Genomic DNA, 15,646 nt, shown 5'->3' on the forward strand with positions numbered 1-15,646 from the left:
TGCATTCGTCGCCTTGCCCTGAACAACGGCAACACTCGCGCAGAGCCGTGCAGGATTAAATGGATGTCCCCTATAGCTTGCGCACGTTGATTTTCATGGTTTGGATCCGATAGGCAATTTGACGCGGCGTCATATTCAGCAGGCGGGCGGCTTTAGCCTGTACCCAGCCGGTCTGTTCGAGAGCGGCAATCAGACGCTCCCGCTCATCCATTTCCGGGTTGTCGAGGTCAACACTGGTCGCGGAGGCCGGGGACGGATGACTGTAACCTGAATGACTATGGCTGCTGGCCATCGTCTGACGCTGATGATCCGGCAAGGCAATCACATCGCTGTCGATAATGCCTTCTTCACTCATCACTGCCGCCCGTTCGAGACAGTTTTCCAGCTGCCGGACATTGCCGGGCCAGTCATGACTCATCAGGATACGAATGGCATTGTCAGTCAGACGCAAGGGACGCCCTTGCTGACGCGAAACCTTGTCGAGCAGGAAGGTAGCCAGTTCCGGAACATCCACCAGCCGTTCACGTAACGGTGGCAACTGGATTGCCATCACATTCAGGCGATAATAAAGATCTTCACGGAAGCGGCCTTTTTCGACTTCTTCTTCCAGGTTGCGATTGGTAGCGGCAACAATACGGACATTGACCTTGATGGTTTGGCCACCCCCTACCCGTTCCAGCTCACCTTCTTGTAATACACGTAATAACTTGGCCTGGAACAGAGCCGAGATTTCACCAATTTCATCCAGAAACAAGGTGCCACCATCCGCTTGTTCAAAACGCCCTTTGCGCTGTTTGACGGCATTGGTAAAAGCGCCTTTTTCGTGACCGAACAATTCGGATTCCAGCAGATTTTCTGGCAAGGAAGCACAGTTAAGACAGACAAAGTGGCTGTGCGCTCGCGGCGAATTATAGTGAATGGCGTTGGCAATCAGCTCCTTACCAGTACCGGACTCGCCCAGAATCAGTACGGTGCTGTCCCACTTGGCGACCCGACGTACCTGGTCAAAGACCCGGCGCATGCCATCGGAGTGGCCGACCACCATATTGTCAAAACCATATTTGACCCGAACCTCACGGCGCAGCTCATCGCGCTCCCGGGCAATGGTCTGGCCTTCTTCCTGATTGACCAGTAGACGGACTGTCTGGGATAACAGGTTGGCCGCAGCGGTCATAAACTCGGTACGCTCGGCCAGATAGTCATCCGCCGGAACGTCAGGTTGAGCTGCCAGAACACCAATCGCCTTGCCTTTGGCATCCCGAATCGGCACACCGATAAAAGGCAGCTCCAGATCGTAGAGTTCCAGCCGATCAAGAAATCGTGGTTCGCTGGAAATACGCCCCAGCACAATCGACTGGTTACTCGACAGAACGCGGCCAACAATACCTTCGCCGGGCTGGTATTTGACCGATGGAGCCTTGCCGCCCCCATCGCTGTCACGATACACAGCGCCTACTTGCAAGGTGCTGTTTTCCGGGTCAAACAGATTGATTACACCGTGCTGCAAGCCGCCGTGATTGTGTAAAACCGCCAGAATCCCTGTCAGGGTTTCTTCAATGGTGCTGGCTGCTGATAACACGCCAGCCACTTCAGCCAGGCAACGGAACTGTCGCTCCATCAGCTCGGATTTGCTGTTAATGCGTTTGCCAGCCGCTAATCGGGAGGTTGTCATCATGTTTGCCTCCTAAAGTGCCGAAACAAACGGGAGACGTACGACTACTCGACATCCCGTTCGGTGGGACAGGTCAATATGCACGGTGCCGGAATGATCCGTAACGATATCGTGCACCATTGGCAGTCCCATGCCCCGACAACCATTACCCGAGGTTTTGGTGCTGAAGAACGGCTCAAAAACCTTGAGCTGTAATGGCGGTGCAATACCAGGGCCGGTATCGATGATTTCACAGCACACACCATCTGTTTCGCTGCGAGTAATAATGCTCAACTCACGCCGTCGAATTGCGCGATCGCTCATGGCGTCGACCGCATTGTCGAGCAGTTGTTTGAACATGCTGCGTAAACGCCGCTCCCTGCCAATCACTGCTGGTAAATGCAACGCTGGTTGCCAATCGACGGTGATTCCTTGTGCTAATAGTCCTTCAGTAGACAATGCCAGCGACTCCCTCAGCAGTTCATTAATATTGACTGGTTTCTTGCTCTCTTCCAGTGCGTCGGGCATTGCATCCCGCATGTTATCCATCGCACTGTTACCCGAGGCCAATGCTTCTTCCAGAGCACCCAACAAGGCGTCATCACGGTGATCGCCGGTGCGCCGTTGTAACATGCTGACCGCGGTACCCAGTAAGTTGACCGGTCCCTGCATCTGGTGAATGGCACCATTTACGGTTTCGCGCATGCCTTGTACCAGGTCTTCTTCCGCCATCAGCGCCTTGAGTGCGTTGAGATGGATTTCTTCCTGACGACGACGGATATCGGTAATGTCATTGATCATCAACAACACGTAGTGGCGTACGGTCTGTTCAAAAAAACCGTCCGCTTCTTCACATTTCACATCGATAGTGGTGCCAAAACAGGAATACCAGCGTCCGCGGCTACGGCCGTAATCCAGCGAGAATTCCTTGTCATCGAAGCTGCGGCGATCTTCCAGCAACTGCTCGTAGGCTGACCCCAACTTGGTACCGATAACATTCACCACGGTTTCCAGCGGCTCGTCATGCAGCAGCTCAGAGGCCAAGGCTCGGAAACTGGGATTGGCCGATACAATGCGATGATGCTCGTCCAGTACCAGTACCGACGCCGGTACTGAATTCAGCACTGCTTCCATCATCAGTTTCTGATTCATTACCCGCTGTTCCAGCTCGTGCATATCGGAACCATCACGATGCATACCGAGGTAATAAAGTGTCTCGTTGTTTTCATTGATCACCGGCGCAACGGTCAGCTCGGCAAGATAAAGACGCTTGTCCTTGCGCCGATTCAGCATCATGCCGGTCCAGGATTTCTGTTGCGCCAGACGACCCCATAACGCCTGATACACAATGCGCGGGGTGGTGTGATTGGAAAGGATCGACTCGTTGTGCCCCAGGACTTCATCCTCGCCATACCCGGTCACTTGGGTGAAGGCACGATTGACGTAAAGAATGTTGGCCTTCAGATCCGTAATGGAAATAGCGACAGGCGAATGCTCCACCGCTTGAAAAAAAACCTCTTCGGGCAGCAGCACACCTTCGGGATGAATTTCACTGATGCCTTTTTCTGCCAGGTCTTTTTCTTCCAGCCCGGCGGCGGCAGCCTGTTCTTGCGAGAGTCTGACGTTACTCATAACAGCTCCTGATAAGGTGACGTATTGCTATACCTTAATGGTTGGAGCAAGGAGTATGCCGCGATAAAAATTAACTGAGAGGCCCATGTTCTCTGTCAATAGCCCGACAATGCCGCCGACATTTGTCGTCAATACGACAAAGGCTTTTTCCGGTTTTTTGCCAATTGTCGCAAACCCTACAAGCTGAATCTTTGTCGTTTTTCTATCAAATGCCCTGTTATCAGGCCTTGCGCACCATTCTCAGTCACTCCTTTGTCGCTTACCTGCGACAACAGCATTCGCCTCAAATCCATGGCACAGGAAATGCAATTTTGTGCTCATACGACCGACCCGCCGAATTTCAGGAGACCTTATGGAATATCTGTTGATTCTGGTCAGCACATCGCTGGTCAACAACATCGTACTGGTGAAGTTCCTGGGTCTGTGCCCTTTGATGGGTGTCTCCAGCAATGTATCCGCTGCCTGGGGCATGAGCCTGGCCACCACCTTTGTACTGACGCTCTCGGCGCTATGCAGCTGGATGATTGAACACTGGCTGCTGCAGCCTCTGGATATCGAATTCCTGCGCATCCTGTCCTTTATTCTGATTATTGCGGCAGTGGTGCAATTCACCGAGGTACTGATCCGCCGGGCCAGCCCCCTGCTGCACAAGGCACTGGGTATTTACCTGCCGCTGATTACAACCAACTGCGCTGTACTCGGGGTAGCACTGCTGAATATCACCGAGGAGCACAACCTGGTCGAAAGCCTGATGTTTGGCCTCGGCTCCGCCCTCGGCTTTGTCATTGTCATGGTGATGTTTGCCGGACTGCGGGAGCGGCTGGCATTGGCCAATGTTCCTGAGCTGTTCAGTGGCACGCCGATCAGTCTGGTGACTGCCGGTTCGTTGTCGCTGGTATTTATGGGCTTTAGCGGAATGATCTGAATGCGCCGTCCTCGACGCCGTGTTGTTTCTTACCACTCACGCCGGTGCAGACCGGCACAGGATCTTCAGGAGGCATTATGTTGATCGCAACCTTGGTACTCACTCTCTTAGGCCTGGTGCTTGGAGGCCTGTTGGGTCTGGCCGCCAAATACTTTGCCACGGGTGATGACGATCCTATCGTAAAAGAGATCGAACAGATGTTACCTGGCAGCCAATGCGGCCAGTGTGGTTTTCCTGGCTGCACCCCGGCGGCAGAAGCCATTGCCAACGGCGACGCCGCCGTTACCTGCTGTCCTCCGGGAGGCCGGGCGCTGGCGGAAAACCTTGCTCGCCTGCTCGACGTCGATATGTCGACACTGGGAGAGTCCCCGCAACCGCTATTGGCCAATATCGATGAAAACCTCTGTACCGGTTGTACTCGCTGCTACAAGGCTTGCCCCACCGATGCCATTGTCGGTGCCAGCAAACAGATTCATGTTGTGGTCGCCAAGGCCTGCACGGGTTGCAGCCAATGCCTTGAAGCCTGTCCGGAAGACTGCATCAGCCTGAACACAGCACCGGTGACGCTGGAACGCTGGCACTGGTCGAAACCCGAGGCAGCCTGATATGTTATTCGGACTAGGAAAAATCCGTGGTGGCGTCCACCCCGACGGCCATAAAATCGACAGTGCCCGGCTGGTTATCAACAGTCAGTTGCCCTTGCCCGACACCCTCTGGTTGCCGCTCTGCCAGCATTCCGGCGAAGATGCCAGGCCGCTGGTGCAAGCCGGAGAGCGTGTACTCAAGGGTCAGCGTATTGCCGCTGCCGCAGGGCGTTTTTCAGCCAATATTCACGCTCCGACCTCAGGCACGATTACGTCGATAGACACCATTACCATGCCCCACCCGTCAGGGCTGCCTGCCAATGCCATTATTTTACAACCGGATGGCAAGGATGAATGGATAACACTGCAGCCACCCGCTGACCCGTTTTCGATGCCACAGGAAGCGTTGGCCACCCTGGTGGAGCAAGCCGGCATTGTCGGGATGGGGGGCGCTATTTTCCCTGCCGCCATCAAGTTGCGTCAGGGCCGTCGTTTTGAAATCAAGACCCTGATTGTCAATGGCAGTGAGTGTGAACCCTATCTGACCACGGATGATCGCCTGATGCGTGAGCGCGCCGCCGAGATTGTCGAAGGTGCGCGACTGGTACGCTACATTATCGAAGCCTACCGCACCGTTATCGCCATTGAAGACAACAAGCCCCAGGCCATTGCTGCCCTGCAAGAAGCGGCCGCCAATGTCGGGGCGATTGAAATCGTGGTGGTGCCCGCCCGCTATCCAATGGGATCGGCCAAACAACTGATCCAGGCCGTTACCGGACTGGAAGTACCCGCCGGAAAACGCAGTAATGACATTGGTGTTCTGGTTCACAATGTCGCCACCGTATACGCCATTCAGCAAGCCCTGATCCATGGCAAACCCCTGATTTCCAGGGTAACGACCGTTGCCGGAGGCTGTGTTGGCGAACCACGGAACGTCGAAGCGTTGCTGGGCACTCCGATTCATTACCTGTTTGAACAGTGCGGCGGACTCACCACAACACCCGCCCGCTTGCTGATGGGAGGCCCCATGATGGGCCAGGTCTTGCCCACCACAGAGGTTCCCCTGATCAAGGGCAGCTCCGGGGTACTGGCGTTAACCAAAGCCGAAGTCAACGAACATATGCCATCGCCATGTATCCGTTGTGGCCGTTGTGTGGATGCCTGCCCGATGGGACTGCTGCCGCTGGAAATGGCTCGCAACTCAAAACAGGACGACTTCGACAGCGCTCAGGATGCCGGTTTGCGTGACTGTATTCTGTGTGGCTCCTGTTCCTACGTCTGCCCTTCCCATATCCCGCTGGTGCAGTATTTCGAATACGCCAAAGGTGAGCTGGCCGAGAGCCGTGCCAGCCAGCAGAAACTGAGCTACACCCAGGAACTGATGGCCGCCCGTAAAGAACGGCTGGAACGGGAAGCAGCAGCCAAGGAAGCCGCCAAACAGGCGAAAAAAGCCAAGGCCAAAGCCAAAAAACCGCGTAAGGCAGCCGCCCCCACGACGGTAGCGGCTGACACCGCTGATACAGCCGAAACGGCCTCTACCACCGACCACGCGGGAGCATGATCATGACCGCCGACGCCCAGTATATTCCCACCGCTTCCCCCCATGCCCACGACCGCTCCAGTATTGATCGCATCATGCTGCGTGTCTGTCTGGCACTGACGCCCGTCAGTCTGTGGGGGTTCTATTGTTTTGGCTGGCCAGCCGTGGTGATGTTTGTCACCACCTGTCTGGCTGCGATTCTGACCGAACTGGCTTGTCTGTATGTACAGCAACAGCCACTCAGCCGTTTGTGGGATGGTTCAGCCTTGTTGACCGGCTGGCTACTGGCCCTGACCCTGCCACCCTGGGCTCCCTGGTGGATTGCCGTCGGTGGTGCTTTTTTTGCCATCACCATCGGCAAACAGATTTATGGCGGTATTGGCCAAAATGTCTTTAACCCGGCGCTGCTGGCCCGTATCGCCTTGCTGATCTCGTTTCCGGTGCAGCTTACAACCTGGGTCAATGTCACGCCGATCGATAGCGCCAACGCCCCTGGTCTGGCCGATGCCTTCGCTATTATCTTTGCCGGTCAGCCCTGGATGAGTGACGCCGCCGACGGCATCACAGGTGCAACCTGGCTCGGTGCCAGTAAAGCCGCCGCAGCCGGAGGGGCCGACCTGGCCGCAATGCTCAGCCAGGACTTTTCTCTTTACGACGCTTTCCTGGGGTTGACCCGTGGCAGTCTGGGTGAAACCTCCACGTTACTGGTACTGCTCGGGGGCATCTGGTTATTAATAACCCGCACGATCAGCTGGCATATCCCGGTCTCTCTGCTTGGTACGCTGGCTTTACTGGCCTGGCTCGGCAATCTCAGCAACCCACAATCCTACCCCGGCGTCCTGTTTCATCTGACCTCTGGTGGCGTAATGATCGGTGCTTTTTTCTACGCCACTGACTACGTGACCTCACCGTCAACACCGGTAGGCAAGCTGATTTTTGGAGCTGGCTGCGGCGTTGTGCTGTTTGCCATTCGCAGCTGGGGTGGCTTTCCCGAAGCGGTCGCCTTCGCCATTTTACTGATGAACGCACTGGCTCCGCTGATTGATCGCGTGACCAAACCTCGGGCTTATGGCCGACGTCATTCTGGCGACGCCATCAAACACACACCGGCACAGCGCAGGGTGGTATGACATGGAACAACCACTGGATCAAACAACACAATCCGCACCCACTGCCGCATTTCGCGACCAGCCCCTGTATCAGGCTCTGCTGTTGGGAGGTGCCTGCGCCATCGTCAGCCTGCTGCTGGTCGTTGGTAACCTGGGTACGCATCAGACCATCGCGGACCATCTGACTGCCGACAAGCTGGCCATGCTGGCTCAGGTGCTGCCACAGAGCTATTACGACAACGATCCACTCAATGATACGGAACAGCTGTCCAGTCCGGTGCTGTCTGGCCCCGCGACTCTGATGCTGGCACGCAAAGACGGCGATATCACCGCATTGGCCCTGCAGATCAGCATCGCGGGCTGGGGCGGCATCATCGATATGATTATGGCCACCACCCCAGACGGGGAACTGTTAGGGGTCCGTATCATCAGCCATAAGGAAACCCCCGGACTGGCCGATAAGATCGAACGTCCCAAAAGTGACTGGATCACGGGTTTTGATGGCACATCACTTGCCAACACCCCGGAACAGCAGTGGGCCGTACAGAAAGACGGCGGCCGCTTCGACCAGTTTACCGGTGCCACCATTACCCCCCGAGCCGTGGTCAAGGGCGTGCATCAAGGACTGTTACTGATCGAACAATGGCGTCAACAACAGCCTCAATTCCAGCAGCCGTCTTCGGTAGCCATCACCGGCAACGAACAGGAGATTTTGCAATGAACCAGTACCGGCAGATTTTTCGTGAAGGCATGTGGGACAACAACGTGGCCATGGGGCAAATGCTGGCCCTCTGTCCACTGTTGGCAGTGACTACCAGCGCCACCAATGGCCTGGGCATGGGTATCGCATCCCTGGCGGTGCTGATGATTACCAACATCATGATTTCAGCAGTCCGCGGGGTGATCAGCCCACAAGTACGTATTCCGGTACTGATTGTATTGATTGCCACCGTGGTCACCATGGTGGATATGGCCATCAATGCTTTCTTGCATGATTTGTACAAGGTGCTTGGGTTATTTATCGCTTTGATTGTTACCAACTGTGCCATTTTTGGCCGCGCCGAAAGCTTCGCCAGCAAACAACCGGTGCATCTGGCGGCGGCAGATGCGCTTTCGATGGGATTGGGATTTACCTGGGTACTGGTGGCTGTGGGTGCCATGCGTGAAATCATCGGCAGTGGCACCTTGTTTGCCAATGCGTCACTGCTGCTCGGCAGTCATTTTGCCTGGCTGGAGACCGAAGTGATCCCTCATTATTCGGGCATATTACTGGCCATTTTGCCCCCTGGTGCCTTTATGGCGCTCGGGTTTCTGATTGTTATCAAACGCATGATTGATCGCCGCTTGTCTTCTTCCAGTAACGATGGTCTGGTGACAATCCAGAGCCACTGCTGAACACCGGGCGATGACACAACACCAACCTGTTGGATCAATACGAAAGGAACACGCCATGCACATCAGCGTTGTTTATGCCATTGGCAACAACCAACCCTGGATTGAACTCGACGTCGAAGAACCCTGCTTGCTGGCCGATGCGGTCGCACAATCCGGCCTGCTGGAGCACTACCCCGACATTAATCTTGAGCAACAGCGGGTAGGGATTTTTGGCAAGCTTGCCAAGCCGGATACACCGCTGAAAAACGGCGATCGTGTTGAAGTGTATCGTCCGATCATTCGCAATCTGGATGACGACGACGATGAGGATGACTGAACGCCCTGACGGGCGTTCGTTCTTCTGGGTTACTCAAGCACAGCAGCTACCGGTATCATCGGGCTACAGCGCCGCAGCTTCTGCTTCCAATGCCTTGAGTGCCGGTGCTTTTTTACGCCATTCCTGATACCAACGGTCCACCGCATCCCCAAAAAACTCACGACCAACCTTGGTCACAGGCACATCCGAGGTTTTGATCTTGGCCAGGTAGTCCTGATCCAGTTCAGAATAGATCGAAAATACCTGATCCAGATGTTTGCCCACCAATGACTTGACCAGATTCCGGTCGTCACCGCTTAATCCAGCCCAGCGTTTGCCCGATGCCACCCCCACCATGGGTAACAACATATGGGAAGAGTGAATCACACTGCCCGCAGAGGCCAGGTAACGGGCATTCCAGGTACCTTCAAAATCGATTTGCATACCATCCACCTGCCCATTGGCAAAGGCATCGTAAAGCCCAGGCAGAGGAATCGGTGTTGGAGCAGCGCCAATTTTCACCCAAAAATCACGCTCGGGTGCAATCGGGATTGTCCGGACTTTCTTGCCTTTCAGATCATCAACACTGTGGACTTCGTCGCGCATAACAATCTGGCGGAATCCTGCCATGCCGTAACCCAACCCCACCAGCCCCAGGGTTTTTAACTCATCCAGCATGCCGGTGGCTGTTTTGCCATGCAGCAAAAACATCGCATCTTCGGGGGTATTCACCAGATACGGCGCAAACAGTGCAGCAAAATCCGGACGCCGGTTGGCCATTTCCCCTGCCGTCAGAAATGCCATATCCAACGCCCCGGTCTGTAACTGTTGCAACATTTGCGCTTCGTTACCCAGCTGGCCGGATGGAAAAACCAGGACCTTGAGTTTGCCGTCGCTGCTCTTTTCCAGATCGGCCGCAAACGCCTTGGCCGCCAGTGTCCATTGGTGACTGGGTGGCGTAATCAACCCCAGCCGCAAGGTATCGGCATACGCCATTGCCGGTAACAGTAAAGCCATCAGCAATGCTGAGAGATAGCCTGTTATTTTTTTCATCTGTATCTCCGGGCAGACAAGCTGCCATTGTTATTATTTGAAGAAATATGACCCGCAAGTGGTCAGAGGTGGGTAACGTGCGTTACCCGATCGTTATCGGTTCCTGTTTCAGATCAGTACCGTTATCAGCACAGGGAAGAACACCAACAGTAAAATCACCAGCAGCATGGCACCCAGATAAGGCCCCAGCAGCAGCGCAATACGCTCGGCCTTGACACCCGACAGGGCCGAGGCAGTAAACAGCGCTGAACCAACCGGTGGGGTCAGCAAGCCCAGTACCAGCGTCAGACACACCACCACACCAAAGTGAAACGGATTGATGCCATAGACCGAGGTCGCGACGGGTAATAACACCGGCACCACCAGAATCAGCGCCGGTATCGGGTCGAGAATCATACCGATCAACAACAGCAACCCGGTCACCAGCAGCAGGAAGACCAGCGGGGATGACGACACTTCTTGCAACCAGGCAGCGGTCAGGCCCGGTAAATTTTCAAAGGTAATCACCCAGCTAAAGACCTGTGCTGCCGCAATCAATAACAGCACAATGGCAGAGCTTTGGGCCGTCCGTACCAATGCTGGCCAGAGGTTGTTCAAATCAAATTCACCGTACACATAACGGCCGACCAGTATCGCCACGACCACCGCCAACGCCGCGGCTTCTGTCGGTGTTGCCAGGCCGGATAAAATGCCGCCAATAATGGCCACAGGTACCAATCCGGCTGCCAACCCATTACGGAAAGAGGCCAGCCGCTGACGCCAGCTCATACGTTCGTTGGCGGGGAAATCATGGCGACGGGCCATCCAGCCCAGCAGCGCAAAAAATGCCAGCCCCAATAACAGCCCCGGAATAATTCCGGCAATAAAGAGGTCACCGATGGAAATCTGGGCAATCACCCCAAAAATCACAAACAGCATGGAAGGTGGAATAATCGGCGCTAACAGGCCACCAGCCGCCGTTAATGCCACGGCCATATCTTTGGGGTAACCCGCCTTCTCCATCTCCGGCACGGCGACACGGGTCATAATGGTGATCTGTGCCACGGTGGAGCCAAGAATGGATGCCATCATCATATTGGAGAGCAGGTTCACATACGCCAGACCACCCCGTGCTGAGCCGATCAAGGCCATTGCCATCGCCATTAAGCGCCGGGCAATGCCTCCTTCATTCATGCATTCACCCACCAGAATAAACAGCGGCAGCGCCAGTAAACCGTAATTTTCCAGCCCGCCGAACAGCTGTTGGGGGTAGGAACTGAGCAGTACCAGGTTGTCGCTGCTGAAAATGTAGATCAATGCTGTAATAGCCAGCAGAAAAGCAATCGGCATCCCGATCACCAACAAGACCAAAAAGCTGGAAATCACCATTATTGTTCTCCTTGTGTCGTGGAGACCGTCAGAGCATTCAGGTCTTTCACACTGTTCAGCAACCGGACAACCAGGTGAAACACAGACCCCAGGGCAAACACCGGCAGCACCAGCCAAAACCAGACCTTGTGGAAGCCCAGCGTCATCGTCGGTTCGTCATAAATAAAGTTGAACGTGGATGCGGCATAAGCCGAGGTATCACCCCCCATACTCCAGAGAGTCAACGGGTCAAACCAGCGCCACAACATCCACAACAGCACCCCCACAAACACCAGCAGAGTGGCGTTCACCACAACGGCCATCAGCTGTGCCAGACGCTCTGGCAGCCGCTCAATCACCAGCGTCATCGCGATATTGGTGCCATTGTGCAAGCTGGCGGCGCTGGCCAAAAAAACCATCCAGACCATGCCCAACACCGCCGCCTCATCAATCCAGAACAACGCCTGGCCAATGGCACGCGTCACGATATTGAGTAATAACAACCCCAGCACCAGGGTCAGCATCGCCCCGGCCGCCGCCAGTTCCAGCCGCGCCAGACGGTCACTCCACTTGGATAACATGATCAGAACTCCTGTTGGGTCAGGGTAAGAAGCTGAGGTATCCGTGGCGGTTTCGACGCCACCGATAGCGGATGCCCCCGAAGCCGCCAGCGGGTTCATTCCGGGTCTCCCCAGGTCAGGTAATCCCACATACGTTCAAAAATACGGCCACTGCGGGTCGCCCGCTGTTGCGCTTCTGCCGCGCTCAACTCCCGCACGGAATGTGCCTGGGCCAGACAGTCCAGTTCGATGCGGGCGGCATCATCCAGATACCAGGTCAGGGACACCGCTTCTTCCAGTGAGACCGATGCCGTGACCACGCCATTACCACGCATCACAATGGCATTGCCATCACCCAGCTGATCGGCCAGGGCATTGGCGGCCGCGTCAGTACGAATCAGTTGCGGGTCATCCCAGAGTGCCGGAGCCGGTGCAAAGTAACTGCCCATACCGTGCAAGGCCCGGGGTGTACGCCCCAATGCCGATAGCGACATCGCCGAAGGCGGCATACTGCGCACAACCCCTCCGACTTCCGGGCGACGGCGATAAATTTCACGGTGTATGCGCACTTCCCCTAACACATGCTCAGGCAAATCGCCGTAGATCGGGACGATGGTGCCGTCATCTTGCGGCCCAATCGTTCCCATGGGCTTGGGAGCACACACCAGAAAGTGGCTGTCACTGAGCCGTGTGCTGCAATGGCCATAAGCGTGAACCAGACCATGACGATCCAGTGCACGAGCAGCGCGACGGACAAGAATTTGGCTGGCAGCAGGCACCATAGTGCTCTCCTCCAGTGAATGAGGACGTGTCGTCATAAATAAAATCTCGTTATCGAGGGACGGTATGTACCGGCTTAACTCTTGAACTCGGCAATATCGGGTTTGGACCCCCACATGCAGAAACCGGATGGCTCCAGAGGGAATTGCCGCGGCCGATGAGTGGCTTCATCCACTTCGGATACGCCACAGGAATATTCGTAGATCATGCCTTCTGGCCCTTCAAAGTAGAGGAACCTGGCCCCTGACGTTGGGTGGCGACCAGGGCCAAACACAACCTTGACACCCTGCTCTTTCAGGAAGTACCAGGAGCGCATGATGTCGTCGATGCTCTCAACCTGATGATTAATATGTTGAACACCGGAACGATCAGTTGGAAACAGCGCCAGCCGGTGATGAATCGCATCCAGCCGTAACAGGGCCGACGGCCCGATCCAGTCACTGACCCGGGCATTAAAGATCGATGTCCAGAATTGCTCATCACGGGCCGGATCTTTTGAACACAGGCCCACATGGCTGAAGCCGGTAATGCCTGCGTCACGGCTGGGGAAATAACGCCGTCCACTGGCATGGGGGCGCCACACCAATTCAATCTTGTTACCGGTGTGATCGCTGAAGGTTAAAAACGCATGCACATAACGCTGCTCGCATTCTTCTGGCGTGCCAAATCGCGGGAACAAGCCATGCTGCTCCAACTCGGCAGCCGCCAGCTCCAGCTGGTGGCCATCGCTGACTTCAAAACCGAGAGTATGATCATTGGGATCACCTTCGAAATAACACAGGGTATGGTCGCGATCATCGGAACGAAAATACGCACTGCCGTGCTCTTGCCGTACCAATTGCAGACCGACAATACGCGTGGCAAAGTCGATGGCGGCGGGTAAATTACGGGTACCAAAACGGACGTAACGGACGTCGGTAATATCGGACATCGTCAGACTCCTGTTTATTTTTATTGTTTGTCATCCACAGGGATCAGCGCTGGACTGAACCGGTGAACAGCTTATGAACCGACTGTATTACACCCCCCCTATCACTGGTAATGAATAATAAGCATCCAGCCATAACAAAAAGCAATAGCCGTCACCAAAGACAAGCGCGACGGGCCTCTGTCACGCAGGGCCTTCAGTCACTGCTGTGATCGTAGCGTCCGGCAATCCCGCGCAGTTCTTCGACCAGCCGCAAGGCGGCGTACGACAGCGGCCGCTCTTTCACCTGGCTGATGCCCACCGCTCCAAACGATTTGGCAGGGTTGACCGGGATTGCTGCCAGCAGCCCGGTATCCAGATCCGTCTGGATCACCTGGCTCGGAAAAGCCGCAATATAATCCGTGGCCATAATCAAACGACGATTGGTAATCACCGAGATGGATTCGCACGGGGCTTGGGGCAAATCCAGCCCGGCATCATGGAATGCGCTTTCGACCATTTGCCGCAGGGTGGTATCAGGCAATGGCATAATCCACGGCCAATCCAGCAGGTCCTTCAAGGTAACGTCGGGCCGGGCCAGCAAGGGATGATCCGGACAAACCGCAAAGGTAATGGTTTCTTCATACAAGGGTTCGACGGCCAGACCATCACGAAAGCGGTAAGCCGGAATACGTCCAACGATCATTTCAATCGCCCCTTGCTGCAACTGGGGAATCAGGCTGTCGTAGGTGCCTTCGATAATAGTGACCCGAATACCGGGATATTGACGGTACAAGCTCGCCAGTGCCCGGGGCAAAAAGTCAGCACCACCGGCTGGTAGTACACCAACCACCACATGCCCACTCAGGCCTTCATTGATGTCATGAATTTCCTGAGCCACCCGTTCCAACTGGGAAAAGATTACCTTCACCCGCTCAACCAGCATATCGCCCATCGGCGTGGTATGGCTGCCCCGGCTGGTACGGGTAAACAGCTCCACGCCCAGGTCGGTTTCCAGTTCACGTAGTATTTTACTGACGGCAGGCTGGCTGAGATTCAGGGCTTCCGATGCCTGTACCAGACTGGGACTGTCTGCCAGCGCCAGCACCGCACGTAACTGCTGCAGTTTGACCCGACGTATCCAATTGACATTCTGCATGGTGTTTCCCCGTATCTCTTGCCCATGGTTGTTGTGAGTGGTCACTCATGCAAGGCAAGTCGAGATAATGATCCCGTTTCTGACCATCATACCGTTACGAAAGGCCGGGGAGCCACCGCTGGCGACAGTCATCAGAATCAGGCTCATGCAGGGGAAAATGCAGAATATGCCAGAAAGGTAGGCGCCGAACTTGCTTGTTGTCTGACGATTTGTTGCTAACGGATGTTCGCTTATACCGTGTATTTATGTCGTGTGCCGGTGCTGTTATCACCCGCGACCGCAAGGAAGCGCTGGTTTATACCAGTGCTTCAACCGGTAGCAGGATATCGACCAGCGTCTGGTCTGGCGCCACAAACGGTGGGAACTGCAACCGCTCAAACAGGCAAAGCCCTTCGCCCAGCTCATAACCAGATGTTGGCAACCAATCATTCAGCAGCCAACTCAGAGCGCCCCGCAATCCGGCCTCTCCTCCTTGCACTCTCAACCGGGCATACTCCCCCGACCCCAATAAATGCAACCGGAAGCCATCCGGCAAAGCTGCCCCATAAACGGCTTCCTTGTGTGATGCCGGAATACTGGCACCGATACCAATATGCCAGTTGCTATCGATATCTGGGGCATGTTCGTACAACAGGGGGCATCTATTTAATCCGGTGCTCACTCTGGGCTACCGGATGGTTTCGAATCACGAAGCCGACTTGCAGGCCTG

The 15,646-nt window shown here is 55.3% G+C and carries 16 protein-coding genes; 7 read left to right on the plus strand and 9 right to left on the minus strand.

The genetic code is table 11. The features are described from left to right. Nucleotides 1-70: 70 nt before the first annotated feature. Both nifA and nifL read right to left on the minus strand, forming a co-directional pair. Nucleotides 71-1,675 (minus strand): nif-specific transcriptional activator NifA, encoded by a 1,605-nt coding sequence (gene nifA / locus Q8W24_RS16315; RefSeq protein WP_303434788.1) that lies wholly within the window; start codon nucleotides 1,673-1,675, stop codon nucleotides 71-73. 9 nt (nucleotides 1,676-1,684) lie between these two features. Next, complete coding sequence (gene nifL / locus Q8W24_RS16320) at nucleotides 1,685-3,283, minus strand: nitrogen fixation negative regulator NifL (RefSeq protein ID WP_305415626.1); 1,599 nt, start codon at nucleotides 3,281-3,283, stop codon at nucleotides 1,685-1,687. 352 nt (nucleotides 3,284-3,635) lie between these two features. Here nifL and rsxA point away from each other — a divergent pair, with 352 nt between their 5' ends. The 7 genes from rsxA to Q8W24_RS16355 all read left to right on the plus strand — a co-directional run bounded on the left by rsxA (nucleotide 3,636) and on the right by Q8W24_RS16355 (nucleotide 9,152). Further along, entirely contained in the window at nucleotides 3,636-4,208 is a 573-nt protein-coding gene (rsxA, locus tag Q8W24_RS16325) for an electron transport complex subunit RsxA (RefSeq protein ID WP_303434792.1), read from the plus strand. A 77-nt stretch (nucleotides 4,209-4,285) separates the two neighbouring features. Continuing rightward, nucleotides 4,286-4,813, plus strand: a complete 528-nt coding sequence (locus tag Q8W24_RS16330) for an RnfABCDGE type electron transport complex subunit B (protein ID WP_303434794.1) — start codon at nucleotides 4,286-4,288, stop codon at nucleotides 4,811-4,813. Nucleotide 4,814: 1 nt separating this feature from the next. Next, nucleotides 4,815-6,353, plus strand: coding sequence for an electron transport complex subunit RsxC (gene rsxC / locus Q8W24_RS16335; protein WP_303434795.1), 1,539 nt, complete (start codon nucleotides 4,815-4,817; stop codon nucleotides 6,351-6,353). 2 nt (nucleotides 6,354-6,355) lie between these two features. Then, entirely contained in the window at nucleotides 6,356-7,462 is a 1,107-nt protein-coding gene (locus Q8W24_RS16340) for an RnfABCDGE type electron transport complex subunit D (RefSeq protein WP_303434796.1), read from the plus strand. A gap of 1 nt (nucleotide 7,463) precedes the next feature. Then, nucleotides 7,464-8,162 carry an electron transport complex subunit RsxG gene (rsxG, locus tag Q8W24_RS16345; RefSeq protein ID WP_305475964.1) on the plus strand — a complete coding sequence of 233 codons (699 nt, stop codon included), beginning with the start codon at nucleotides 7,464-7,466 and terminating at the stop codon, nucleotides 8,160-8,162. Next, the gene (locus Q8W24_RS16350; RefSeq protein WP_303434798.1) at nucleotides 8,159-8,836 is read left to right on the plus strand and encodes an electron transport complex subunit E; all 678 of its coding nucleotides are present in this window, start codon (nucleotides 8,159-8,161) and stop codon (nucleotides 8,834-8,836) included. The genes rsxG and Q8W24_RS16350 overlap by 4 nt, the downstream gene beginning before the upstream one ends. Nucleotides 8,837-8,891: 55 nt before the next feature. Then, on the plus strand, nucleotides 8,892-9,152 hold the full coding sequence (locus Q8W24_RS16355; RefSeq protein WP_303434799.1) for an RnfH family protein: 261 nt from the start codon (nucleotides 8,892-8,894) through the stop codon (nucleotides 9,150-9,152). Nucleotides 9,153-9,215: 63 nt separating this feature from the next. On the opposite strand, the gene Q8W24_RS16360 is transcribed toward Q8W24_RS16355, so the two are convergent. From Q8W24_RS16360 to Q8W24_RS16390, 7 genes are all read right to left on the minus strand, one after another. Continuing rightward, nucleotides 9,216-10,184, minus strand: a complete 969-nt coding sequence (locus tag Q8W24_RS16360) for a TRAP transporter substrate-binding protein (protein ID WP_305475966.1) — start codon at nucleotides 10,182-10,184, stop codon at nucleotides 9,216-9,218. Nucleotides 10,185-10,292: 108 nt separating this feature from the next. After that, nucleotides 10,293-11,552 (minus strand): TRAP transporter large permease, encoded by a 1,260-nt coding sequence (locus tag Q8W24_RS16365; RefSeq protein ID WP_303434801.1) that lies wholly within the window; start codon nucleotides 11,550-11,552, stop codon nucleotides 10,293-10,295. Beyond that, nucleotides 11,552-12,211, minus strand: coding sequence for a TRAP transporter small permease (locus tag Q8W24_RS16370; RefSeq protein WP_305475968.1), 660 nt, complete (start codon nucleotides 12,209-12,211; stop codon nucleotides 11,552-11,554). Before Q8W24_RS16370 ends, Q8W24_RS16365 begins: the two co-directional genes overlap by 1 nt. Beyond that, on the minus strand, nucleotides 12,208-12,909 hold the full coding sequence (locus tag Q8W24_RS16375; RefSeq protein ID WP_303434804.1) for a class II aldolase/adducin family protein: 702 nt from the start codon (nucleotides 12,907-12,909) through the stop codon (nucleotides 12,208-12,210). Before Q8W24_RS16375 ends, Q8W24_RS16370 begins: the two co-directional genes overlap by 4 nt. 38 nt (nucleotides 12,910-12,947) lie before the next feature. Beyond that, complete coding sequence (locus Q8W24_RS16380) at nucleotides 12,948-13,802, minus strand: VOC family protein (RefSeq protein WP_303434805.1); 855 nt, start codon at nucleotides 13,800-13,802, stop codon at nucleotides 12,948-12,950. A 193-nt stretch (nucleotides 13,803-13,995) separates the two neighbouring features. Then, nucleotides 13,996-14,937 (minus strand): LysR substrate-binding domain-containing protein, encoded by a 942-nt coding sequence (locus Q8W24_RS16385; RefSeq protein ID WP_305451731.1) that lies wholly within the window; start codon nucleotides 14,935-14,937, stop codon nucleotides 13,996-13,998. 295 nt (nucleotides 14,938-15,232) lie between these two features. Continuing rightward, nucleotides 15,233-15,568, minus strand: coding sequence for a GyrI-like domain-containing protein (locus Q8W24_RS16390; RefSeq protein WP_305475970.1), 336 nt, complete (start codon nucleotides 15,566-15,568; stop codon nucleotides 15,233-15,235). Nucleotides 15,569-15,646: the final 78 nt, after the last annotated feature.

The sequence above is a fragment of the Oceanobacter sp. 4_MG-2023 genome (assembly GCF_030689165.1).
Lineage (GTDB): Bacteria > Pseudomonadota > Gammaproteobacteria > Pseudomonadales > Oceanobacteraceae > Oceanobacter.

Coding starts and splice junctions, on each gene's coding strand:
- Q8W24_RS16340 (WP_303434796.1), top strand. CDS start 6,356: ATGACCGCCGACGCCCAGTATATTCCCACCGCTTCCCCCCATGCCCAC.
- nifA (WP_303434788.1), bottom strand. CDS start 1,675: ATGATGACAACCTCCCGATTAGCGGCTGGCAAACGCATTAACAGCAAA.
- nifL (WP_305415626.1), bottom strand. CDS start 3,283: ATGAGTAACGTCAGACTCTCGCAAGAACAGGCTGCCGCCGCCGGGCTG.
- Q8W24_RS16365 (WP_303434801.1), bottom strand. CDS start 11,552: ATGGTGATTTCCAGCTTTTTGGTCTTGTTGGTGATCGGGATGCCGATT.
- Q8W24_RS16380 (WP_303434805.1), bottom strand. CDS start 13,802: ATGTCCGATATTACCGACGTCCGTTACGTCCGTTTTGGTACCCGTAAT.
- Q8W24_RS16330 (WP_303434794.1), top strand. CDS start 4,286: ATGTTGATCGCAACCTTGGTACTCACTCTCTTAGGCCTGGTGCTTGGA.
- rsxC (WP_303434795.1), top strand. CDS start 4,815: ATGTTATTCGGACTAGGAAAAATCCGTGGTGGCGTCCACCCCGACGGC.
- Q8W24_RS16355 (WP_303434799.1), top strand. CDS start 8,892: ATGCACATCAGCGTTGTTTATGCCATTGGCAACAACCAACCCTGGATT.
- Q8W24_RS16350 (WP_303434798.1), top strand. CDS start 8,159: ATGAACCAGTACCGGCAGATTTTTCGTGAAGGCATGTGGGACAACAAC.
- Q8W24_RS16360 (WP_305475966.1), bottom strand. CDS start 10,184: ATGAAAAAAATAACAGGCTATCTCTCAGCATTGCTGATGGCTTTACTG.
- rsxG (WP_305475964.1), top strand. CDS start 7,464: ATGGAACAACCACTGGATCAAACAACACAATCCGCACCCACTGCCGCA.
- Q8W24_RS16375 (WP_303434804.1), bottom strand. CDS start 12,909: ATGACGACACGTCCTCATTCACTGGAGGAGAGCACTATGGTGCCTGCT.
- rsxA (WP_303434792.1), top strand. CDS start 3,636: ATGGAATATCTGTTGATTCTGGTCAGCACATCGCTGGTCAACAACATC.
- Q8W24_RS16370 (WP_305475968.1), bottom strand. CDS start 12,211: ATGAACCCGCTGGCGGCTTCGGGGGCATCCGCTATCGGTGGCGTCGAA.
- Q8W24_RS16385 (WP_305451731.1), bottom strand. CDS start 14,937: ATGCAGAATGTCAATTGGATACGTCGGGTCAAACTGCAGCAGTTACGT.